We start from the raw sequence: 20564 nt of genomic DNA on the forward strand, positions 1-20564 counted from the left end.
GCCGTCCACGCTAATGCGATGCGGGCTGGGCGGCGGTGGCGGCTTCGCCGCGGGCGAGCGCGGCCGTCGAAACCACCATCACCGCCACCGCGACGATCAGCGTGAGCCAGCCCTCCTCGCCCGGCCGCAGCGTCTCCCCCAGCACGACGACGCCGAGCACCGCGGCGACCACCGGTTCGGTCACCGTCATCGTCGGCAACGACGCGGTCAGGGACCCGGCGCGAAACGACGCCTGCTGCCACGCCGTACCCGCGACCGCCACGACCACCCAGACGTACAGCTCGGGAGTCCGCAGCAGGGCTTCGAACCCGTCCCCGAGACGGTCGACCACGCCCTTGGTCAACACGGCGAACAGCCCCCACAACGCTCCGGACACCAGCGCGAGTAGCACCGCGCTGACGGGTCCCTTCCAGATGCCGGCGCCGATCACGCACAACACCAGCGCCGGAACGAGCACCACCAGCACCGCTGTCCAGGTTTCCCACGAGGCCCGAGAGTCCCCCTCGGTCGGGTTTCCGACCGTCACGATCACGGCGACCGAGGCCGCAAGCAGCGCCGCCCACGTCCACTGCCAAGGCGTCACCCGCTGATGCGAGAGCCGGGCGTGGATCGGCAGTGCGAACAGCAGCGAGGTCACCAGGATCGCCTGGACGAGGAGCACCGACCCCACGCCCAGCGCGGCGGCCTGCAACGCGAACCCGGCGGCGGCCACGAAGCTGCCCAGCCACCACTGCCGGTCGCGCAGCAGCCGCGTGAACAGCTCCAGATGACCGACCGGCTCGTCGGCGACCTCATGGGCCTGCCGCTGGTGGATCACATCGCCGATCGCCACGAACAAAGCGGCGCCCAGGGCCAGGACGACGGCCAGATCCACCCCAGCGCTCATGCCGGCCATCGCAGTCCTTCCGTAGGTTGTCGCGACGAGCCTAGGCAGGTCATCGGGGAAAGCTGTGCGCACGCGCCCCGACGACCTGTTTGAATAGCGTTCGGACAGCGATCAGGCGCCGCGTTGCGCGGCAGCTACGCGGTACGCCGCGGAGGGCACGAGGATTACCGACATGACGACCAGCCAGCCAGGAGGCCAGTCCTCCTCGCCGAAACCCGCTCCCCGGCCCGGACCGCCGCGTCCCGGACCCGTGCCGCGGCCGGGCCGACCGGGGCCGACGGTGGCCATGCCCCCGACCAGCGATCCGCACCGGTTCGGCCGCGTCGACCCCGACGGCACGGTGTGGCTGATCACCGGCTCGGGTGAACGGATCATCGGATCGTGGCAGGCCGGCGACACCGAGGCCGCCTACGCGCACTTCGGCAGGCGCTTCGACGACCTCCAGACCGAGGTCGCGCTGATGGAGAGCCGGCTCGAGACCGGCACCGGCGACGCCCGCAAGATCAAGACGGCCGCGCAGTCGCTGGCCGAGACCCTGACGACGGCCCACGTGCTCGGCGACGTCGACGCGATCGCCGAGCGGCTGCAGGCGATCATCAACCACGCCGACGAGACCGCGCAGGCCGAGAAGGCCCGGCGCGAGGAGTTGCGCGCTGCGCAGACCGCCCGCAAGGAGGCGCTTGCCGCCGAGGCCGAGGACATCGCCGCCAACTCCACCCAGTGGAAGGCGGCCGGCGACCGGCTGCGGGAGATCCTCGACGAGTGGCGCACGATCACCGGACTGGACCGCAAGACCGATGACGCCCTGTGGAAGCGCTATTCGGCGGCGCGCGAGCAGTTCAACCGCAGGCGCGGCTCGCATTTCGCCGAACTCGACCGCGAACGCGCAGGCGCCCGGCAGGCCAAGGAGGCGCTGTGTGAGCGCGCCGAGGGATTGGCCGATTCGACGGACTGGGGTCCCACTAGCGCGGCGTTCCGCGAACTGCTCAACGAATGGAAGGCCGCGGGCCGCGCGGCCAAGGACGTCGACGACGCGTTGTGGCAGCGGTTCAAGGCGGCCCAGGACAAGTTCTTCGGGGCGCGCAATGCGGCCAGCGCCGAGCGCGACGCCGAGTTCCGCGCCAACGCGGAGGCCAAGGAGGCGCTGCTGGCCGAGGCGGAGAAGATCGACACCTCCGATCTCGACGCGGCCCGCGCCGCGCTGCGGGTGATCGGCGACAAGTGGGACGCCATCGGCAAGGTGCCCCGCGAACGCGGCGCCGAGCTGGAGCGGCGTCTGCGCGCGGTGGAGAAGAAGGTCCGCGAGGCGCCGACGCACGGTGTCGATCCCGAAGCCCAGGCGCGTGCCGACCAATTCCGGGTCCGCGCAGAGCAATACGAGCGTCAGGCGGAGAAGGCCGCCGCCGCCGGCCGGGACAAGGACGCCGCCGAGGCGCGCGCCAACGCCGAGCAGTGGCGGCAGTGGGCGGACGCGGCCGCCGAGGCGCTCGGCAAGACCCGCTGAGCCCGGCTGGCGTCGACGACATCGGCATGACCCGGGACTGTTGCGGGTACTACCTTGACGCCACTCCCGAAGGACGGTCATGGTCGAACACGTCAGGGCCCTGAGCACCGCGGCTACGGTGTTGCTGGCGGTCGGGCTGTCGGGCTGCTCATCGCCACCGCCGCCTTCACCCGACGACATGGGCGGCACCGCGACGGTGTCCATCAACTCCGAGCCCACCGGTGAGCGGTATTACGTCAGCTGCGCCAAGGTGAAATGGCTGCTGACCATCGAAACCGGAGACGCCGACGCGGGGTTCACCGCCATCGTCGACACCGACAACCGCCCCGACGCCAAGGTGGTCAAGATCCGCGACCTCGGGGGGTTCACCGGTTCGGCATGGACGGGTGGGGTCGGTGAACTGCGAGCCACACGCGACGACGGCCGACTCACGATAAGCGGCACCGGCTACGGGTACTTCGCCGACGACGACCGTCGGCCGGCGACCGCGGCGTTCGATATCACCGCCGCGTGCTGACCCGGTCAGCTCTCGGGCGAACCGTCCTCGTCGTCGAGGTTGTCGAGTAGACCCTTTTTCTGTTGGTTCGCAGCCGCCCGGCGCCGTTCCTCCTCGGCGGCCAACTGCAGCGCCGTGCGCGACCACACCGCCCTGGCCCAATGAAAAGTCACCACCGCCACCGCGATCCAGGCGATGATCAGCCCGATGCCCGGTCCCGGGTAGCGATCGGGGGCGGTCTGGCGCGACCACACCGCCAACAAACCGAGAAGCGTCGCCACCGTCGAACCCGCCAGCGCGATCCAGGCCAACGCCCAGCGCCGGGTCAGCAGCGCGAGCATCGAGAAGCCGACGCCGAATACCAGTACCAGCCAGGTGAATACGCGCAGCGGCAGGGTGATCCCCTCGCGCAGCGCCGTTTCACCGCCGAGGAGCACATCCAGCCCGCGGGCCTCGCCGGTGTACGGCAGGATGAACGACACCAGCAGCACGAACACCCCGATGGCGATCACCAGAGCTCGTGCGCCGGGGTCGATCTCGCCGGCGACGCGCCGCTCGGCGGCCTCGATGTCGCCCTTGAACTCTTCGAAGCCGTTGTCGCCGGGCGCCGTCACCGTGTGCATCCCATCGCGGCAGCCGGTGTCGCCGGTGCGCCGATGCCCGGTATGCCCAGGCCCACACCGGTGCGCGGGCGCCGGCCTTCGGCGTGGGCGTCGCCGGCGCGGGTTCGCCGATGGGTGTGCACGGCGGAATCGGCGATCAAGTGGTGCGGAGCGGCACCGGTCACGGTCGTGGTCACGACGTCGCCGGGGCGGATGTCGAGTCGCTCCGGGTTGAAGTGCACGAGGCGGCCGTCGCGGGCCCGACCCGACATTCTGGCCGTCGTGGCGTCCTTGCGGCCCTCACCGGCGGCCACCAGGACTTCGACCGTCTGGCCGACCAAAGCGCGGTTCTCCTCGAGAGAGATCCTCTCCTGGAGGTCGATCAAACGCTGATAGCGCTCGCTCACAACGGCTTTGGGAACCTGATCGGGTAACTCGGCGGCGGGGGTGCCGGGCCGCTTGGAGTACTGGAAGGTGAACGCGCTGGTGAACCGCGCCTGCTCGACGACGTCGAGCGTGGCCTGGAAGTCCTCCTCAGTCTCACCCGGAAAACCGACGATGAGGTCGGTCGTGATCGCCGAGTGCGGTATCGCGGCGCGGACGCGGTCGATGATTCCGAGGTAGCGCTCGGCGCGGTAGGACCGTCGCATCGCCCGCAGGATGCGGTCGGATCCGGATTGCAGCGGCATGTGCAGCGTCGGGCACACATTCGGTGTCTCGGCCATCGCGGCGATCACGTCGTCGGTGAACTCCGCGGGGTGCGGTGAGGTGAACCGCACCCGTTCGAGTCCGTCGATGCCGCCGCAGGCGCGCAGCAGCTTGGCGAACGCGCCGCGGTCCCGCGGTTCGGCGGGGTCGGCGAAGGAGACCCCGTAGGCGTTGACGTTCTGGCCGAGCAGCGTGATCTCGAGCACGCCTTGTTCGACGAGTGTCTGCACCTCGGCGAGCACGTCGCCGGGCCGCCGGTCGACCTCCTTGCCGCGCAGGGCAGGCACGATGCAGAACGTGCAGGTGTTGTTGCAGCCCACCGACACCGACACCCAAGCGGCATATGCGGATTCGCGCGCGGCGGGCAGCGCGGACGGGAACTCCTGCAGCGCCTCGACGATCTCGACCTGGGCCGCGTTGTTGTGCCTGGCGCGCTCGAGCAGCGTGGGCAAAGACCCGATGTTGTGGGTGCCGAACACCACGTCTACCCACGGCGCCCGGTCCAGTACGGCTGCCCGGTCCTTCTGCGCCAGGCAGCCGCCGACGGCGATCTGCATATCCGGGTTGGCCTGCTTGCGCGGCGCCAGGTGGCTGATGTTGCCGTAGAGCTTGTTGTCGGCGTTCTCGCGGACAGCGCAGGTGTTGAACACGACGACGTCGGCGTCCTCGCCCTCGGCGGCGCGTTGGTATCCGGCGCCCTCCAGCAACCCCGAGAGTCGCTCGGAGTCGTGCACGTTCATCTGGCAGCCGTAGGTACGGACCTGGTATGTGCGGGTCGTCGCCGGCGCATGCGAGGACTCGTCGGTCGCGTGCGGGCGAACGGCCCGCCCGGCCGCTGCCTCTCGCGTCACCATCGAAGTCACGGCCCCATGGTACGGACCGCACGGTGCATCGACCCGGGCGGATTGTCGAGTTCCGGGCAGGCATGCCCTTCCCTCGGTAAGGTCTGCACCCATGAAGACCAGCGAGTCGGACGGAAAAGAGGTCGATCCGACTCAGTCAAGCGTGCCCATGATCTCGATCTCGGATGTCAACAAACACTTCGGCAACCTGCATGTGCTCAAAGACATCAACCTCGAGGTGGAGCGCGGCGAGGTGATCGTGGTGCTCGGTCCGTCGGGCTCGGGCAAGTCGACGTTGTGCCGCACCATCAATCGGCTCGAGCCCATCGATTCGGGCACCATCACGATCGACGGCGAGGTGCTGCCCGAGGAGGGGCGCAAGCTCGCCGAGTTGCGGTCTGACGTGGGTATGGTGTTCCAATCGTTCAACCTGTTCGCCCACAAGACGATCCTCGAGAACGTCACGCTGGCTCCGATGAAGGTGCGCAAGAAGTCCAAGAACGAGGCCCGCGAGAAGGCGATGCAGCTACTCGAGCGGGTGGGTATCGCCAACCAGGCCGACAAGTACCCGGCGCAGCTGTCCGGCGGGCAGCAGCAGCGGGTGGCGATCGCGCGGTCTCTGGCGATGAACCCGAAGGTGATGCTGTTCGACGAACCGACCAGCGCGCTGGACCCCGAGATGATCAACGAAGTGCTCAACGTGATGACGTCGCTGGCCAAAGACGGGATGACGATGTTGGTCGTGACGCACGAAATGGGTTTCGCCCGCGGCGCGGCCAACCGGGTGGTGTTCATGGCCGACGGCGCGATCGTCGAGGCGGCCGAACCCCAGCAGTTCTTCACCAACCCGCAAAGCGAGCGCGCCAAAGACTTTCTCGGCAAGATCCTTCACCACTAGTCGAAAGGAATCTCCAATGCCTCTGAAATTCAAGCGCGTCTCCAAGCGAGTCCTGGGAGCGCTCGCGCTCGCCGTCGCGCTGCCTCTGTCCGCCACCGCGTGCGGCGGGGGTGACGAGGACACGATCGTCATCGGCACCAAGTTCGACCAGCCCGGGCTGGGACTGAAGAATCCGGACGGCACCATGAGCGGCTTCGACGTCGACGTGGCCAAGTACGTGGCCCAACAACTCGGCTATCCCGAGGACAAGATCGAGTGGAAGGAAGCCCCTTCGGGGCAGCGCGAGACGCTGATCCAGAACGGTCAGGTGAAGTACATCGTCGCGACGTACTCGATCACCGACGCGCGCCAGGAGAAGGTCGACTTCGCCGGGCCGTATCTGATCACGGGGCAGAGCCTGCTGGTGCGCGCCGACAACACCGACATCACCGGTGAGGCGTCGCTGGAGAACAACAAGAAGCTGTGTTCGGTGTCGGGTTCGACACCGGCGCAACGCATCAAGGACAAGTACTCCGGTGTGCAGCTGCAGCAGTACGACACGTACTCGGCGTGCATCGAAGCGTTGAAGAACGGCGCGATCGATGCGGTGACGACAGACGAGGTGATCCTGGCGGGCTATGCGGCCCAGAGCCCGGGCGCGTTCAAGGTCGTGGGCGGCACCTTCTCCGAGGAGCGGTACGGGATCGGTTTGAAGAAGGGCGATGCCGAGCTGCTGACGCAGATCAACGACGCGCTGGCCAAGATGGAGCAGGAAGGCGCCTGGAAGAAGGCCTGGGACGACAACCTCGGGGCCGCGGGCATTCCCGCGCCGAAGCCGCCGCAGATCAACCAGAGCTGACCGGCCTCCCCCGCACTAGGAGGTCATGTGGAGGTTCTCCCCGGCTACACCGTCGGCCAGATCGTCGAGGCGTTCGGGACGACGATCCAGCTGACGGTCTACTCCGGCATCGGTGCGCTGGTGCTCGGCACGGTGCTGGCCGCGATGCGGCTGGCACCGGTGCCGGTGCTTCGCTGGCTCGGAACGTCATATGTCAACGTGGTGCGCAATACGCCGTTGACGCTGATCATCCTGTTCTGTTCGTTCGGGTTGGCCGGGACCATGGGAATCACGCTGGTTGACCCGAACTCGCGAACGTCCATCGAGGACAGCAACTTTCGTCTGGCGGTGCTCGGCCTGGCGTTGTACACCGCGGCGTTCGTATGTGAGACGGTGCGCTCCGGGGTGAACACCGTGCCGCTGGGCCAGGCCGAGGCGGCCCGGTCGCTGGGGTTGACGTTCGGACAGAATTTGCGACTCATCCTGATGCCACAGGCTTTTCGAGCCGTGATCATTCCGCTCGGGTCGGTGCTGATCGCCTTGACCAAGAACACCACGATCGCCTCGGCAATCGGCGTGGCCGAGGCCGCGCTGCTGATGAAGGAGATGATCGAAAACACCGCGGCGATACTCGCCATCGGCACGATCTTCGCGGCCGGCTTCGTCGTCCTCACACTGCCGACCGGACTGTTCTTCGGCTGGCTCGGCAAACGGATGGCGGTCAACAGATGAGTACCGCTTCTGTTCTCTTCGACGCGCCGGGACCGCGGGCGCGCGTCCGTAACTGGGTGGTGTCGGCGATCGTCATCGTGGTCACCGCGCTCGTCTTGGTCGCCGTATTGGTGCAGATGGCGGCCAAAGATCAGCTCACGGCGGCCAAATGGGAGCCGTTCCTGACAGCCGATCTGTGGCGGACGTACGTGCTGCCCGGCGTGCAAGGCACGTTGACCGCCGCCGCGGTGTCGATCGTGCTGGCGCTGATCCTCGGTCTGCTGCTCGGCGTGGGTCGACTGTCCACGCACGGCCTTCTTCGCTGGCCGTGCGCGGTGATCGTCGAATTCTTCCGCGCCGTGCCGGTTCTGATCATGATGCTGTTCGCGTTCGCGCTGTACGCGGCCTACGACATGTTCCCGTCCAGGTATCTGGCGCTGGCGGCGGTCATCACCGGGCTGACGCTCTATAACGGCGCTGTCATCGCCGAGATCGTGCGGGCCGGCGTCCACGCCCTGCCCCGCGGACAGTCCGAGGCGGCCTACGCCCTCGGCATGACCTGGGGCCAGACGATGCGCTCGATCCTTCTGCCGCAGGCGATCACGTCGATGCTGCCGGTGTTGATCTCGCAGCTCGTCGTGGTGCTCAAGGACACCGCGATCGGCTACATCATCACGTTCCTCGAACTCGTGCGCCAGGGCGTGCAGATGGGTACCGCATACAGCAATCTGCTGCCCGCGCTGATCGTGGTCGCGTTGCTGATCATCACCGTGAACTTCACGCTGTCCTGGGTGGCGACCCGGGTGGAGGCGCGGATGCGACGTTCGCGTCGCGGCCCCACGCCGCTCGAGACCGAAGCGGTCGAACAGGAAGGCGCACCGGGCGCGAAAGCCGTGTGATCAGGTCAGTTCGGCGCATTTGGCCAGCAATTCATCGTCGGGCGGCTGATAGAAGGACAACACGACGTGCTGGCAGCCGAGTCGGTCGTACTCGGTCAGGGAATCCAGCTGGGCGTCGACCTGATCGGGTTGATCCGGATACAGGAACAACTGCACGCCCCGTCGGATCGACGCTGGGTCACGGCCTTCCGCCGCGCACGCGTCGTCGAGCCCCCTGCTGGCCGCCGCCCACTCCTGGGGCGAGGTGCTCGGCATGTTCCATTCGTCGGCGTGCTTTGCCGCGACGCGCAACATCTTCGGCTGTGAGGCGCCGACCACGATCGGTGGATGCGGACGCTGAAGCGGTTTGGGATCGCAGCGCGCCTGCTGCAGCGTGAAGAAGCGGCCGGTGAAGTCGACCGCCTCTTCGGTCCAGAGCCTGCGGATGACCGTGAGCGCCTCATCCACCATCGCGACCCGCTGTCCCGGCGGTGGGAAGTCGATGCCGTATCCGCGGTGCTCACCCTCGTGCCAGCCGGCCCCGAGGCCGAATTCCAGTCGCCCACCGGAGATGTGGTCGACGGTGACGGCCATCTTCGCCAGCACCGCGGGGTTGCGGTACGTGACACCGGTGACCAGGCAGCCCACCCGGGCGCGCCGCACGACCACGGCCATCGCGGCCAGACTCGTCCACCCCTCGTGGGTCGGTGCCGCATGATCGACCAGACCGTAGAAGTGGTCGTAGTTCCACACCGCCGGGAAGCCGAGGTCGTCGGCCGTCCGCCAGAACCGCTCGAGGACCGGATAGTCGAAGGTGGGCGCCAGCTTGACAGATACCTGCATGCAATGTGCCTACGCGGTCGGCTATTTCATTGCAACCGGCCACGCTGTGCACCGACGCCTCGAGCCCTCGCTCTGACTTTCCGGTGCTAGACCTGACGGCGCTCGCGTTCGTTGGCCAACGCGATCTTCACGACATCGAACGCCATCGTCTGGCTGTATCCGCGGCGGGCGAGCATCCCAACCAGGCGACGCGCCAGCCTGGCATCGTCACCGTTGGCCAACTTCTCGCGGCGCAGCCTGTCGGCCACCAGACGCTCGGCGCGGTTGCGTTCAGCCGCAGGGTCGTCCTCGGCCAGTACGGCATCGATGACGTCGTTGTCGACGCCCTTGGTCCGTAACTCCGCGATCAACGCCCGTCGCCCCTTGCCTGCGTTCGCTCGCCGGGATCGGACCCATTGTTCGGCGAAGTCGGCGTCATCGACCAAACCGACTTGTTCGAGCCGGTCGAGCACCTTGTCGCTGACGTCCTCGGGGTACCCGCGCTTGGCCAGCTGGCCGGCCAGTTCGGCGCGGGTACGCGCTCGCGCGGTGAGCAGACGCAGACACACGTTCCGCGCCTGCTCCTCGCGCGAGGCCTCAGAAGTCGACCGGGGCGGGCAGTACGTCATCGTTCAAGTCATCGGTCACCACTGCGCCAATGCCGAGCTTCTCTTTGATCTTCTTCTCGATCTCGTTGGCCACCTCAACGTTCTCGAGCAGGAAGTTGCGGGCGTTTTCCTTGCCCTGGCCCAACTGCTCACCTTCGTAGGTGAACCACGAGCCGGACTTGCGGATGAAGCCCTGCTCGACGCCCATGTCGATGAGCGAGCCTTCCTTGCTGATGCCCTTGCCGTAGAGGATGTCGAACTCGGCTTGCTTGAACGGCGGCGAAACCTTGTTCTTGACGACCTTCACCCGGGTGCGGTTACCGACCGCGTCAGTGCCGTCCTTGAGGGTCTCGATCCGCCTGACGTCCATCCGGACCGAGGCGTAGAACTTCAAAGCCTTTCCACCCGTTGTCGTTTCAGGTGAGTTGTGCACCATTACGCCGTCGGCGAAGTAGTTGTGGGATCCTTCGACCTCGATGTCATAGCGGCTCATAATCGGATAGTTCGTCTTCGACTCGATTTCCATGACGCGTGCTGGCATCAACTGCATCGTCGGATGTACAAACTGCGGTTCGACTTTGAATTGCCCGCGGAAGCGCGGAAGCAGCTTGTATGCCAACGAGGGATGCACAAACGGTGCGACCAGCTCCTGGAACATCGCGGTAGCCTGCGCAGAAAAGACCAGCACTGTCTTTCCAGCCGTACCAGCGTTCCGCAGTCGCACATCGAGTCCGTGAGTGTCCCGCAGATAATCACGAAGTCGCTCTTGCGAGCCCTTGCTCATCGCTTCCACGCAAATTTCGATTCGACCGCTACCGCCCTGCGTACGTTGCTGCAACCCCTTGGAACGCAAGGTAAATGAACCGTCGTCCATGTACCAAACCGCGAGAGCTAGCGGCGAAAGGGCCTTAAGATATTCCTCCGACAGGAATTTCTTGCCATCGCCGAGATACACCGCTGATCGCAACTCGTGGAGCTCAGCAAGTGGCGTGAAATCGGCAAATACAGCGCCCTTCTCATTGGTCGACCGGCAATGCGGAATGTTTTCAAACAGAGAAACCTTCCAGTCGAGGTACTCCGCTTGCCTCGCACCGTGTCCCATACGGAATCGAGCCGACTCAGATTCACGCCGTACTGGCGATGCTAAACATCCATCACCCATTAACGAGCCGAGGATGACTTCCCACTGTTGATCACTGAGCAAGCTAGGTTGCGCCAACATCACACGGTCACCCACACAGATGTCTTCGGCCTCACGCCAGCCGCCCGGAGTGCGGATTAGGTGATTGCGAGTCATTGCCAAGCTTGCGTGACCGCGTCCTGTCCCGCCTCCCGCTCTATCGACCTTGAAGTGCAGGAACTCTTCGGTCTTCCCGTTGTTGAACCAATTGGTCACCTTGCGAGGCACGATCTGCCCGGATTCGAAGTCGTAGGACAGTACCTCGACGTCCATCTTCTGGTTCACGATCTTGCCGAGCTTCTCCGTCGAGCCATCGGCCAGCGTGACATTGGTGTACCAGGACCCACACCCGAACATCACACCGATCTTTTCGCGGAGCTGGTTGATGAAGATCGCGGTGGTGCCCGAATTGCTCAGCGCGCCGGTCATCTTGCGCAGCGCCTGGCTCATCAGCCGGGCCTGCAGGCCGACATGGCTGTCGCCCATCTCGCCCTCGATCTCCGCGCGCGGCACCAGTGCCGCCACCGAGTCGATGACCAGGATGTCCAGCGCGCCGGAGCGGATCAGCATGTCGGCGATCTCCAGCGCCTGCTCACCGGTGTCGGGCTGGCTGACCAGCAACGCGTCGGTGTCCACCCCGAGCTTCTTGGCGTACTCGGGGTCCAGCGCGTGCTCGGCGTCGATGAACGCCGCGATTCCGCCGGCGGCCTGCGCGTTGGCGACCGCGTGCAGTGCGACGGTCGTCTTACCCGAGGACTCCGGGCCGTAGATCTCGATGACCCTGCCGCGCGGCAGGCCGCCGATGCCGAGCGCCACGTCCAGGGCGATCGAACCGGTCGGGATGACCGAGATCGGCTGGCGGACCTCTTCGCCGAGCCTCATCACCGAGCCCTTGCCGAAGTTCTTGTCGATCTGTGCGAGGGCCAGCTCGAGGGCTTTCTCGCGGTCGGGTGCCTGCGCCATGGTGGTCTCCGTCCTTGGATGTCTAGCTGTTCGGTGATCGGTTTCGATCAGTTGGCCGTGACGCTAGAGGCAGCCTCCGACAAGTCGGGACAGGTCGGCCTGACCAGCAGCATCTAGCCGTCGAACACCGCCCACAGTAGACGAACACCTGTTCGACTCAAGGGAGACACGCCGTGCCGTCGATACCGAGTGTCCAATGGTTCTCCCGTCCACTCTCCGCCGCCCGCTGCGCGGCCTATGGTGAAGACATCCCGGCCGAAACGGGGTCCGCGTGCACGAGATGGCGATAACGCAAAGTGTGATCGATGCGGTGTGCGAGCACGCCGCCGGACGCCGGGTGCACCGCGTCCAACTCGAGGTCGGCGCGCTGTGCGCCGTGGTACCCGATTCGATGCGCTTCTGCTTCGAACTCGCCACCGCGGGCACGGTCGCCGACGGGGCGCACCTGGACCTCGACGTGCAACCCGGCGCCGCACGCTGCCGCACCTGCGGGCAGAGCTTCGAACTGCGCGACCTGATTCTGTTGTGCCCCTGCGGCAGCGCGGATGTCGAGGTGGTCGCCGGCCGGGATCTGAAGATTCTCTCGATGGAAGTGAGTTGAGCATGTGCGCAACCTGCGGCTGCGGCGACGACGGCGCGACCGTCACTCTGCCCGGACACGCCCACCCCCATGAGAACGGCCACCACGCCGAGCATTCCCATGACCATTCCCACCCCGATGACCAGCCCCATGCCCATCCCCACACCGAGACCGTCACCCTCGAGCAGAGGGTGCTCGCCAAGAACGACGAGCTGGCCGATCGCAACCGCGCCTGGCTGGCCGCGCACGACATCGTGGCATTCAACATCACCAGCTCCCCTGGAGCCGGAAAGACCACGCTGCTCGAGCGCACGATTCGCGAGCTCAACCCGGATCGCCCGGTAGCGGTCATCGAGGGCGATCAGGAGACGCTTTTGGACGCCGAGCGCATCAGGGCCACCGGAGCGCGCGCCGTACAAATCAACACCGGCGCGGGCTGCCACCTCGACGCCGAGATGGTGCATCGCGCTATACGGGCGTTGGACCCGGAACCGGGCTCGATCCTGTTCATCGAGAACGTCGGAAACCTCGTCTGCCCCGCGATGTTCGATCTCGGTGAGCAAAGCAAGGTCGTCGTCATCTCGGTGACGGAGGGCGACGACAAACCGTTGAAGTATCCGCACATGTTCGCGGCAGCCCGACTCGTGATCGTCAACAAAGTGGACTTGCTGCCGTACGTCACCTTTGATCTTGAAAAGTGTTGCAGCTACGTACGATCGCTGAACCGCGACGCCCAGATTCTCCCGATGTCGGCGGTCACGGGCGAGGGGACCTCGCAGTGGCACGACTGGATCGCCGACTGCGCAATCTCGGCTACTTCGCCGGCACCCGTTGACAAGCCATAGCCCCCGGAGTAAACCCAAGTTCAGCGTCGGAAATCGGCGCCACGACACCACGTGATGTGGGAGCCCCAGCCCGGCTCCCGGTCGTGAGGGCCCCAGCCCGGCCCCCAGGAAGCTGTGACCTATGCCAACGGAGGCAGCAGTCAAAGCAGAAGAGGCCTTGATCCACGTCCTGTGGATCAACGCCGGTTTGAGTTGTGACGGCGATTCGGTGGCGTTGACTGCCGCCACCCAGCCCAGCATCGAGGAGATCGCCCTTGGCGCGCTCCCCGGGCTGCCGAAAATCGCCGTCCATTGGCCCCTGATCGATTTCGAATGCGGACCGAACGGGGGCGCCGACGATTTTCTCGAATGGTTCTTCAAGGCTGACCGAGGAGAGTTGGAGCCGTTCGTTCTGGTTGTCGAGGGGTCGATCCCGAACGAAAAGATCAAAGCCGAAGGCTACTGGTGCGGTTTCGGCAACGACCCCGCGACCGGCCAACCGATGACGACGAGCGAATGGCTGGATCGGCTGGCGCCCAAAGCCACTGCCATCGTCGCGGTCGGGACCTGTGCCACCTACGGCGGCATCCATGCGATGGCCGGCAATCCGACCGGCGCCATGGGCGTGCCCGACTACCTCGGTTGGGAGTGGAAGACCAAGGCAGGCATTCCGATCGTCTGCGTACCCGGATGTCCGATCCAGCCCGACAACCTCGCCGAAACCTTGACCTACCTGTTGTACATGGCCACGGATCAGGCTCCGATGATCCCCCTGGACGACGCGTTACGCCCGCAGTGGCTGTTCGGCGCCACCGTGCACGAGGGATGCGACCGGGCCGGCTACTACGAACAAGGCGATTTCGCAACTGAGTACGGTTCGCCGAAATGCATTGTCAAGTTGGGCTGTTGGGGTCCGGTCGTCAAGTGCAACGTGCCGAAGCGCGGCTGGATCAACGGTATCGGCGGTTGCCCGAACGTGGGTGGCATATGCATCGGCTGCACCATGCCGGGATTCCCGGACAAGTTCATGCCGTTCATGGACGAACCACCCGGAGGCAAAGTGTCCACCGCGGCGTCAGGTCTGTACGGATCGGTGATCCGCAGCCTGCGCCATGTCACGGGCCGCACCGTCGACAAAGAACCCAAGTGGCGCCATCCCGGCACGCAACTCACGACCGGAGCGACCCGCACCTGGTAGGTGTGGTTCGTCCCGGGGCGCGCAGGCGTGCTTTCGGGTATCGAAACGGCCTGTGACGCTTCTCATCAGAAGAAAGAGAAGAGTTCGATGACAACCATCATCCCCGACCCGTCACACGTGAAGCGCGATCCGGGCCAACTCGTGGAGATGGCGTGGGACCCCATCACCCGGATCGTCGGCAGCCTCGGCATCTACACCAAGGTCGACTTCGACAACCGCGAGGTCGTGGAGTGCCACAGCACCTCGTCGATCTTCCGCGGCTATTCGATCTTCATGAAGGGCAAGGACCCGCGCGACGCCCACTTCATCACCAGCCGCATCTGCGGCATCTGCGGCGACAACCACGCGACGTGCTCGTGCTACTGCCAGAACATGGCCTACGGCGTCAAACCGCCGCATCTCGGCGAATGGCTGATCAACCTCGGCGAGGCCGCCGAGTACATGTTCGACCACAACATCTTCCAGGAGAACCTGGTCGGTGTGGACTATTGCGAGAAGATGGTCGCCGAGACCAATCCCAGCGTGCTGGCCAAGGCCGAGAACACCCAGGCACCGCACGCCGACATGCACGGCCACCGCACGATCGCCGACATCATGCGCTCGCTCAACCCATTCACCGGTGAGTTCTACCGGGAGGCGTTGCAGGTCAGTCGTTGGACGCGAGAGATGTTCTGCCTGATGGAGGGTCGGCACGTTCATCCGTCGACGCTTTACCCCGGTGGCATCGGCACCACCGCGACGGTCCAGTTGATGACCGACTACATGACGAGGCTGATGCGCTACGTCGAGTTCATGAAGAAGGTCGTGCCGATGCACGACGATCTCTTCGACTTCTTCTATGACGCCCTCCCCGGCTACGACCAGGTGGGCCTGCGGCGCACGCTGCTCGGCTGCTGGGGATCGTTCCAGGATCCCGAGGTGTGCAACTTCGAGTACAAGGACATGGAGCGCTGGGGCGACGCCATGTTCGTCACACCCGGAATCGTGATCGACGGCAAGCTGCACACCCACTCGCTTGTCGACATCAACCTTGGTATCCGAATCCTGTTGGGCCACTCGTACTATGACGACTGGACCGATCAGGAGATGTTCGTCAAGACCGATCCGCTGGGCAATCCCATCGACCGACGGCACCCCTGGAACCAGCACACCAACCCGCGGCCACAGAAGCGCGACTTCGACGGTAACTACAGCTGGGTGATGGCTCCGCGCTGGTTCGACGGCACGGACCACCTGGCGCTGGACACCGGCGGCGGGCCGTTGGCACGGCTGTGGTCCACCGCGCTCGCCGGGCTGGTCGACATCGGCTATGTCAAGGCGACCGGCCAAAGTGTGCAGATCAACCTGCCCAAGACCGCCTTAAAGGGCCCGGTCGAGCTCGAGTGGAAGATCCCGCAATACGGCAGCAACACACTCGAGCGCAATCGCGCCCGAACGTACTTCCAGGCCTATGCGGCCGCCTGCGCCCTACACTTCGCGGAGAAGGCGTTGACGGAGATCCGCGCCGGCCGCACCAAGACCTGGGAGAAATTCGACGTACCCGACGAGGGCATCGGATGCGGGTTCACCGAGGCGGTACGCGGAGTCCTGAGTCACCACATGGTGATTCGCGACGGCAAGATCGCCAACTATCACCCCTATCCACCGACACCGTGGAATGCGAATCCCCGCGACAGCTACGGCACACCGGGACCCTACGAGGACGCGGTCCAGGGCCAGCCCATCTTCGAGGAGAACGACAGGGAGCACTTCAAGGGCATCGACATCATGCGCACCGTTCGAAGTTTCGACCCGTGCCTGCCATGCGGCGTGCACATGTACCTGGGTAAGGGGAAGACCTTGGACCTGCTGCACTCCCCCACCCAGTCCGTCACCGGGGAATAGGGAATGGCCCCGCCGATCGAGAACGACGCGCAATGGCGTACGGCGGGTGACCGGATACAGGCCCTGCTCGATGCGTCGGCCGCAGGCGGCCCCGCCGCACACGAGCGGGCGGTCCAACTCCTCGGTGAGGTCACCGATCTCTACGGCGCCGCACTCGAGCGGATGCTGCGGATCGCGGTGAGCGCCGACGCCCGGATCGCCGAACGGCTGGCCGGCGACGACCTCGTCGCGAGCCTGCTGCTCGTACACGGCTTGCACCCGCACGATATCCACCGGCGCGTCGGGGACGCCTTGGACAGGGTGCGGCCCTATCTCGGCTCACACGGCGGTGACGTGACGCTTCTCGAAACCGTCGACGACGGCTCACACGGATTCACCGTCCGCCTGCAGTTCGCCGGCAGCTGCAAGAGCTGCCCCTCGTCGGCGGTCACCCTGGAGTTGACCGTCGAGGACGCCATCCGGGCGGCGGCCCCCGAGGTAACCGCGATCGAGGTGGTTGCGCCGGAGCCGAGCCCGACGATGATTTCGCCGGCAACGCTGTTCAGCCGCGTCGAGCAGCGCGCGCCCGGACATTCCTCGTGGCACCCCGTCCCCGAAGTCACCGACCTGACGCCCGGCGAGGTCGGCGGGTTCTCGGTGGCGGGAACCACTGTGCTGGCGTGCCGCATCGGCGACGAGGTGTTCGCCTACCGCGACCGGTGCGGTGTCTGCCATGAATCGCTGGCCGGTGCCGCGCTCCACCGCAGCATCGGGTCACCCGCGGGTGACCCGGTGCTGCGCTGCCCGCGCTGCCATGCCCATTTCGACGTTGTGCACGCGGGAGCCTGCGTCGACGAGGGCTTCGATCCGCTCACTCACCTGGAGCCGATTCCGCTGCTGGCGCGCGACGGCGTGCTGTCGATCGCGATGGGCGCGCAAGCCACCGAGGCGGGTGTGGCATGACCAGCGCGTACGACGTGCTCGCGATGATCCGGGCCAACCGCGGCGCCCCCGCACCCGCGGGCGAACGCTGTGAGATGTGCGCCGAAGCGATCGCCGACGAACACCAGCACGTCGTGAATGTCGAAGCGCGAGCGCTGATGTGCGTATGCCGCGGCTGTTATCTGCTGTTCACCGACACCAGCGCCGAGCTCCGCTATCGCGCGGTCCCCGACCGCTGGTTGTCCTTCCCGGAATTCGGGCTGGGACGCCGGGATTGGCAGCTTCTTCAGATCCCGGTCGGGCTGGCGTTCTTCTTCAGGAACTCGACGTTGAATCGCGTGGTGGCCTTCTATCCCGGGCCGGCGGGCGCGACCGAGTCTGAACTGGACCTCTCCGCGTGGGACGGCGTCCGTGCGGCGGACCCGCGGGTTGACCTGCTCGCCGACGACACCGAGGCCCTGCTGGTGCGGGTGCCCGACGATGAACGTCGGGCACCGGAATGCTTCCTGGTGCCCATCGACGCCTGCTACGAGTTCGTCGGCAGGCTCCGCCAGCTTTGGCACGGTTTCGACGGCGGTCAGCAGGTGCGCGGATACCTCGACGATTTCTTCGAACACGTGCGTGACCGGACGAAGGTGGTGGCGCCGTGCCAGAGCTGACCTTCGCGGTGCTCGACATCCGCGCCGAACCGTACGCGGTGGCACCGGTGCTCACGGCCCGGATCGGTATCGCTTCCGATGGTGACGACCCCGTGCATGCCATCGCGCTGCGGTGCCAGGTCCGCATCGAACCGTTGCGCCGCCGGTACTCCGATGACGAGGCGTTCGGACTGCTCGACCTGTTCGGACCCCGTGAGCGCTGGGACACCACACAACACAACTTCCTTTGGCAGCATGCCAGCGCCATGGTTCCGGGCTTCACCGGAACCACGCAGGTCGACCTGCCGCTCGCGTGCACCTACGACCTCGAGGTGACTGCGGCCAAATACTTCCATGCGCTGGGCGACGGTGGGGTTCCGCTGCAATTCCTGTTCAGTGGAACGGTTTTTACCCGCGGTGAAAAGAACTTCAGCGTTCAGCAGGTCCCCTGGGATCGCGAGGACCACTACGACCTGCCCGTGTCGACGTGGCACGACCTGATGCGCCTGCACTTTCCCAACACCGGTTGGTTGCGGCTGAGTCGCGACACCATCGACGCGCTGTCCGAGTTCAAATCAGCCCGCGGCCTTCTGAACTACGACGACGCGATCGTCTCGCTACTGGCCGCTCACACCGCAGAGGAGATTCGATGACCGCAGACTGGGATCACGCCCGGGCCGTCGCGGACGCGGTGCTCTACGAGGGGTACCTGCTGTATCCCTACCGAGCGAGCTCGAGCAAGAACCAGTCCCGTTGGCAGTTCGGCGTTCTGGGACCGAACGGCGCCGCGGAGGCCGCCATCGGAGAAGACGCCTCGCTGTCCACCCAGGTGCTGCTGGACCCGCACGGCATCCCGATGGTTACCGGTGTGATCCGCTTCCTGCAATTGCAGCGCCGCAGCGTCGAACGCGACGCCGGGGGTGGACGGTTCGAACCGGTCGGTGAGCTGCGTTCGGGGGCCGATGCATGGGTCAGCTGGGACGAAGCCTTCGAGTGCGAGATCCCGATCGACCCGTTCCCGGTCATGAGCCTGCCCCGGACATTGGACATCTCGGTTCCGTCGGCGAGAGAGATCGAGCCCGTCGCGGGCGGCAGGCTGGTGCGGACGCGCCGCGAGCTGAGCGGCCGACTCGACGTCTCCGCCGAGCAGGACGGCGACTTGCTGCGGCTCACGTTCGATGTGTGCAACACCGCTGCACCGGCCGGCGACAAGGACGAGGCGATCGCCGTGTCACTGATCGGGACCCACCTCTTGCTGGAGGTGGCCGACGGCGAGTTCATCTCCCTGCTCGAACCGCCGGAGTGGGCCGCCGACGCCGTGGCGCGGTGTCGCCAGTACCGCTGCTTTCCGGTGCTCGCCGGCCCCGCGCCACATCGGGATCTCGTGCTCGCGTCGCCGATCATCCTCTACGACCACCCCGAGATCGCCGAGCAGAGCAAGGGTGCGCTCTACGACTCGACCGAGATCGACGAGATCCTGACGCTGCGCATCATGACCATGACCGACGACGAGAAGGCGCAGGCCCGGGCCACCGATCAACGCGCCACGGCGATCATCGACCGCTGCGATGCGATGTCGCCCGAGGCGATGCTAGATCTGCACGGCGTGCTGCGGAACCCGCATGCGCCGGGCGGGGAGCCGGACCTGATCCCGCAGATCCCGGCCGGCGTCGAGTGGTGGGATCCCATGACCGATGCGGCAGTGCAACCCGACTCGGATGCCGTGCTGGTCAACGACACTCGCGTCGCCCGCGGCACCCGCGTCAGGCTGCGCCCTTCCCGGCGGGCCGACGCGCAGGACGTGTTCTACGCCGACAAGATCGCGCGCGTCACCTCGGTCCACGAGGACGTCGACGGTGAGCACCACATCGGCGTCGTCATCGAGGACGACCCCGCAGCCGACCTGCACGACTGGTACGGCCGCTACCTGTACTTCGCACCCGACGAGGTCGAACCTCTGGTTGAAGGGAGTCCGCAATGGAAGTGATTGGCTGGATCGCGGTCGGAGCCGTGGCGGTCGTGGCCGTGGCGGCGGCGTTGGTCGGCATCCGCTCCGTACCGGATGCGCGGCGCTACATGAAGATGCGCCGGATGTGAAGCCGGACGAGGTGTCCCGATCTCTCGAATTCTGGTAGCCGGCCTCGGCAACATCTTCCTCGGGGACGACGGCTTCGGCCCCGAGGTGCTGCGCTGCGTGCCTGCCGACCTCACCTCAGCGCGCGTTCAGGTGAGGGATTACGGCATCGGCGGCATGCACCTCGCCTATGACCTGCTCGACGGATGGGATGCCCTGGTGCTCGTCGATGCCATCCCCAGCCGCGGGGCACCCGGCACGCTTCACGTTTTCGAGGCCGACCTCCACGGCGCGCAAGCGACAACAGGTCTCGATGCACACGCGATGGACCCCGCGGCAGTGTTCGCGAGCCTCAACGCCCTGGGCGGGACTCCGCCCTACACCGTGGTGATCGGTTGCGAGGTCGACACCGTCGAAGAAGGCATCGGGCTGTCGGACGCCGTCGCGGCGGCCGTACCAGAGGCGGTGCGGGTGATCGGCGAGGTGGCCGCCGGACTATCGGCCCGCGTCTCGGTGGCGGAGGGCTGAAC

At 66.1% G+C, this 20564-nt stretch carries 23 protein-coding genes; 16 read left to right on the forward strand and 7 right to left on the reverse strand.

Features of this window, described 5'->3' with window-relative positions:
• Positions 1-10 precede the first annotated feature (10 nt).
• Both AAHH99_RS06375 and AAHH99_RS06380 read right to left on the reverse strand, forming a co-directional pair.
• The gene (locus AAHH99_RS06375) at positions 11-886 is read right to left on the reverse strand and encodes a DMT family transporter (protein WP_418767917.1); all 876 of its coding nucleotides are present in this window, start codon (positions 884-886) and stop codon (positions 11-13) included.
• Between the two features lie 111 nt (positions 887-997).
• The gene (locus AAHH99_RS06380) at positions 998-1174 is read right to left on the reverse strand and encodes a hypothetical protein (RefSeq protein WP_418769662.1); all 177 of its coding nucleotides are present in this window, start codon (positions 1172-1174) and stop codon (positions 998-1000) included.
• On the opposite strand from AAHH99_RS06380, the gene AAHH99_RS06385 reads away from it, so the two are divergent.
• Together AAHH99_RS06385 and AAHH99_RS06390 are read left to right on the forward strand one after the other, a co-directional pair.
• Positions 1167-2390: a DUF349 domain-containing protein gene (locus AAHH99_RS06385; protein ID WP_418769529.1), complete on the forward strand. Its 1224-nt coding sequence runs from the start codon at positions 1167-1169 to the stop codon at positions 2388-2390. The genes AAHH99_RS06380 and AAHH99_RS06385 overlap by 8 nt on opposite strands.
• Positions 2391-2469: 79 nt before the next feature.
• Positions 2470-2907 carry a lipoprotein LpqH gene (locus tag AAHH99_RS06390; RefSeq protein ID WP_418767918.1) on the forward strand — a complete coding sequence of 146 codons (438 nt, stop codon included), beginning with the start codon at positions 2470-2472 and terminating at the stop codon, positions 2905-2907.
• Between the two features lie 5 nt (positions 2908-2912).
• Here the strand turns inward: AAHH99_RS06390 and AAHH99_RS06395 are convergent, their stop codons facing one another.
• Both AAHH99_RS06395 and miaB read right to left on the reverse strand, forming a co-directional pair.
• Positions 2913-3509, reverse strand: a complete 597-nt coding sequence (locus tag AAHH99_RS06395; RefSeq protein ID WP_418767919.1) for a hypothetical protein — start codon at positions 3507-3509, stop codon at positions 2913-2915.
• Complete coding sequence (gene miaB / locus AAHH99_RS06400; protein WP_418769530.1) at positions 3497-5050, reverse strand: tRNA (N6-isopentenyl adenosine(37)-C2)-methylthiotransferase MiaB; 1554 nt, start codon at positions 5048-5050, stop codon at positions 3497-3499. Before miaB ends, AAHH99_RS06395 begins: the two co-directional genes overlap by 13 nt.
• 157 nt (positions 5051-5207) lie before the next feature.
• Here miaB and AAHH99_RS06405 point away from each other — a divergent pair, with 157 nt between their 5' ends.
• The 4 genes from AAHH99_RS06405 to AAHH99_RS06420 are packed head-to-tail and all read left to right on the forward strand — an operon-like array spanning position 5208 to position 8363.
• Positions 5208-5936 (forward strand): amino acid ABC transporter ATP-binding protein, encoded by a 729-nt coding sequence (locus AAHH99_RS06405; protein WP_064395601.1) that lies wholly within the window; start codon positions 5208-5210, stop codon positions 5934-5936.
• Between the two features lie 16 nt (positions 5937-5952).
• A complete protein-coding gene (locus AAHH99_RS06410) occupies positions 5953-6774 on the forward strand; it encodes a glutamate ABC transporter substrate-binding protein (RefSeq protein WP_418767920.1) in 822 nt (273 codons plus the stop codon).
• A gap of 27 nt (positions 6775-6801) precedes the next feature.
• On the forward strand, positions 6802-7485 hold the full coding sequence (locus AAHH99_RS06415; protein ID WP_418767921.1) for an amino acid ABC transporter permease: 684 nt from the start codon (positions 6802-6804) through the stop codon (positions 7483-7485).
• A complete protein-coding gene (locus AAHH99_RS06420) occupies positions 7482-8363 on the forward strand; it encodes an amino acid ABC transporter permease (RefSeq protein WP_418767922.1) in 882 nt (293 codons plus the stop codon). The genes AAHH99_RS06415 and AAHH99_RS06420 overlap by 4 nt, the downstream gene beginning before the upstream one ends.
• On the opposite strand, the gene AAHH99_RS06425 is transcribed toward AAHH99_RS06420, so the two are convergent.
• The 3 genes from AAHH99_RS06425 to recA all read right to left on the reverse strand — a co-directional run bounded on the left by AAHH99_RS06425 (position 8364) and on the right by recA (position 11915).
• Positions 8364-9185 carry a TIGR03560 family F420-dependent LLM class oxidoreductase gene (locus AAHH99_RS06425; RefSeq protein WP_418767923.1) on the reverse strand — a complete coding sequence of 274 codons (822 nt, stop codon included), beginning with the start codon at positions 9183-9185 and terminating at the stop codon, positions 8364-8366. It abuts the gene before it with no gap.
• Between the two features lie 86 nt (positions 9186-9271).
• Entirely contained in the window at positions 9272-9793 is a 522-nt protein-coding gene (gene recX, locus AAHH99_RS06430; protein ID WP_418767924.1) for a recombination regulator RecX, read from the reverse strand.
• On the reverse strand, positions 9762-11915 hold the full coding sequence (gene recA / locus AAHH99_RS06435) for an intein-containing recombinase RecA (RefSeq protein ID WP_418767925.1): 2154 nt from the start codon (positions 11913-11915) through the stop codon (positions 9762-9764). Before recA ends, recX begins: the two co-directional genes overlap by 32 nt.
• 271 nt (positions 11916-12186) lie before the next feature.
• Here recA and hypA point away from each other — a divergent pair, with 271 nt between their 5' ends.
• The 10 genes from hypA to AAHH99_RS06485 all read left to right on the forward strand — a co-directional run bounded on the left by hypA (position 12187) and on the right by AAHH99_RS06485 (position 20562).
• A complete protein-coding gene (gene hypA, locus AAHH99_RS06440) occupies positions 12187-12516 on the forward strand; it encodes a hydrogenase maturation nickel metallochaperone HypA (protein ID WP_418767926.1) in 330 nt (109 codons plus the stop codon).
• 2 nt (positions 12517-12518) lie between these two features.
• Complete coding sequence (gene hypB, locus AAHH99_RS06445) at positions 12519-13340, forward strand: hydrogenase nickel incorporation protein HypB (protein ID WP_418769532.1); 822 nt, start codon at positions 12519-12521, stop codon at positions 13338-13340.
• 121 nt (positions 13341-13461) lie between these two features.
• Positions 13462-14517, forward strand: coding sequence for a hydrogenase expression protein HypE (locus tag AAHH99_RS06450; RefSeq protein ID WP_418767927.1), 1056 nt, complete (start codon positions 13462-13464; stop codon positions 14515-14517).
• 87 nt (positions 14518-14604) lie between these two features.
• Positions 14605-16401, forward strand: coding sequence for a nickel-dependent hydrogenase large subunit (locus AAHH99_RS06455; protein WP_418767928.1), 1797 nt, complete (start codon positions 14605-14607; stop codon positions 16399-16401).
• A gap of 3 nt (positions 16402-16404) precedes the next feature.
• Positions 16405-17343, forward strand: coding sequence for a NifU family protein (locus tag AAHH99_RS06460; protein WP_418767929.1), 939 nt, complete (start codon positions 16405-16407; stop codon positions 17341-17343).
• The gene (locus tag AAHH99_RS06465) at positions 17340-17981 is read left to right on the forward strand and encodes a DUF5947 family protein (protein WP_418767930.1); all 642 of its coding nucleotides are present in this window, start codon (positions 17340-17342) and stop codon (positions 17979-17981) included. Before AAHH99_RS06460 ends, AAHH99_RS06465 begins: the two co-directional genes overlap by 4 nt.
• Complete coding sequence (locus AAHH99_RS06470) at positions 17969-18613, forward strand: DUF6084 family protein (protein ID WP_418767931.1); 645 nt, start codon at positions 17969-17971, stop codon at positions 18611-18613. Before AAHH99_RS06465 ends, AAHH99_RS06470 begins: the two co-directional genes overlap by 13 nt.
• Positions 18610-19947: a hypothetical protein gene (locus tag AAHH99_RS06475; RefSeq protein WP_418767932.1), complete on the forward strand. Its 1338-nt coding sequence runs from the start codon at positions 18610-18612 to the stop codon at positions 19945-19947. Before AAHH99_RS06470 ends, AAHH99_RS06475 begins: the two co-directional genes overlap by 4 nt.
• The gene (locus AAHH99_RS06480; protein WP_418767933.1) at positions 19938-20057 is read left to right on the forward strand and encodes a DUF6893 family small protein; all 120 of its coding nucleotides are present in this window, start codon (positions 19938-19940) and stop codon (positions 20055-20057) included. The genes AAHH99_RS06475 and AAHH99_RS06480 overlap by 10 nt, the downstream gene beginning before the upstream one ends.
• A gap of 28 nt (positions 20058-20085) precedes the next feature.
• Positions 20086-20562, forward strand: a complete 477-nt coding sequence (locus AAHH99_RS06485; protein WP_418769533.1) for a hydrogenase maturation protease — start codon at positions 20086-20088, stop codon at positions 20560-20562.
• Positions 20563-20564: the final 2 nt, after the last annotated feature.

Origin of the sequence: Mycobacterium neumannii (genome assembly GCF_048452905.1) — a bacterium.
GTDB classification, from domain to species: Bacteria; Actinomycetota; Actinomycetes; order Mycobacteriales; family Mycobacteriaceae; genus Mycobacterium; species Mycobacterium neumannii_B.

What these genes read in the sequence shown, in the direction of transcription:
- AAHH99_RS06395 (WP_418767919.1), bottom strand. Translation starts at nt 3,509, where the DNA reads ATGCACACGGTGACGGCGCCCGGCGACAACGGCTTCGAAGAGTTCAAG.
- recA (WP_418767925.1), bottom strand. Translation starts at nt 11,915, where the DNA reads ATGGCGCAGGCACCCGACCGCGAGAAAGCCCTCGAGCTGGCCCTCGCA.
- AAHH99_RS06480 (WP_418767933.1), top strand. Translation starts at nt 19,938, where the DNA reads ATGGAAGTGATTGGCTGGATCGCGGTCGGAGCCGTGGCGGTCGTGGCC.
- AAHH99_RS06410 (WP_418767920.1), top strand. Translation starts at nt 5,953, where the DNA reads ATGCCTCTGAAATTCAAGCGCGTCTCCAAGCGAGTCCTGGGAGCGCTC.
- hypB (WP_418769532.1), top strand. Translation starts at nt 12,519, where the DNA reads ATGTGCGCAACCTGCGGCTGCGGCGACGACGGCGCGACCGTCACTCTG.
- AAHH99_RS06375 (WP_418767917.1), bottom strand. Translation starts at nt 886, where the DNA reads ATGAGCGCTGGGGTGGATCTGGCCGTCGTCCTGGCCCTGGGCGCCGCT.
- AAHH99_RS06425 (WP_418767923.1), bottom strand. Translation starts at nt 9,185, where the DNA reads ATGCAGGTATCTGTCAAGCTGGCGCCCACCTTCGACTATCCGGTCCTC.
- AAHH99_RS06475 (WP_418767932.1), top strand. Translation starts at nt 18,610, where the DNA reads ATGACCGCAGACTGGGATCACGCCCGGGCCGTCGCGGACGCGGTGCTC.
- AAHH99_RS06390 (WP_418767918.1), top strand. Translation starts at nt 2,470, where the DNA reads ATGGTCGAACACGTCAGGGCCCTGAGCACCGCGGCTACGGTGTTGCTG.
- miaB (WP_418769530.1), bottom strand. Translation starts at nt 5,050, where the DNA reads ATGGTGACGCGAGAGGCAGCGGCCGGGCGGGCCGTTCGCCCGCACGCG.
- AAHH99_RS06380 (WP_418769662.1), bottom strand. Translation starts at nt 1,174, where the DNA reads ATGGCCACCGTCGGCCCCGGTCGGCCCGGCCGCGGCACGGGTCCGGGA.
- AAHH99_RS06460 (WP_418767929.1), top strand. Translation starts at nt 16,405, where the DNA reads ATGGCCCCGCCGATCGAGAACGACGCGCAATGGCGTACGGCGGGTGAC.
- AAHH99_RS06420 (WP_418767922.1), top strand. Translation starts at nt 7,482, where the DNA reads ATGAGTACCGCTTCTGTTCTCTTCGACGCGCCGGGACCGCGGGCGCGC.
- recX (WP_418767924.1), bottom strand. Translation starts at nt 9,793, where the DNA reads ATGACGTACTGCCCGCCCCGGTCGACTTCTGAGGCCTCGCGCGAGGAG.
- AAHH99_RS06465 (WP_418767930.1), top strand. Translation starts at nt 17,340, where the DNA reads ATGACCAGCGCGTACGACGTGCTCGCGATGATCCGGGCCAACCGCGGC.
- AAHH99_RS06450 (WP_418767927.1), top strand. Translation starts at nt 13,462, where the DNA reads ATGCCAACGGAGGCAGCAGTCAAAGCAGAAGAGGCCTTGATCCACGTC.
- AAHH99_RS06405 (WP_064395601.1), top strand. Translation starts at nt 5,208, where the DNA reads ATGATCTCGATCTCGGATGTCAACAAACACTTCGGCAACCTGCATGTG.
- AAHH99_RS06455 (WP_418767928.1), top strand. Translation starts at nt 14,605, where the DNA reads ATGACAACCATCATCCCCGACCCGTCACACGTGAAGCGCGATCCGGGC.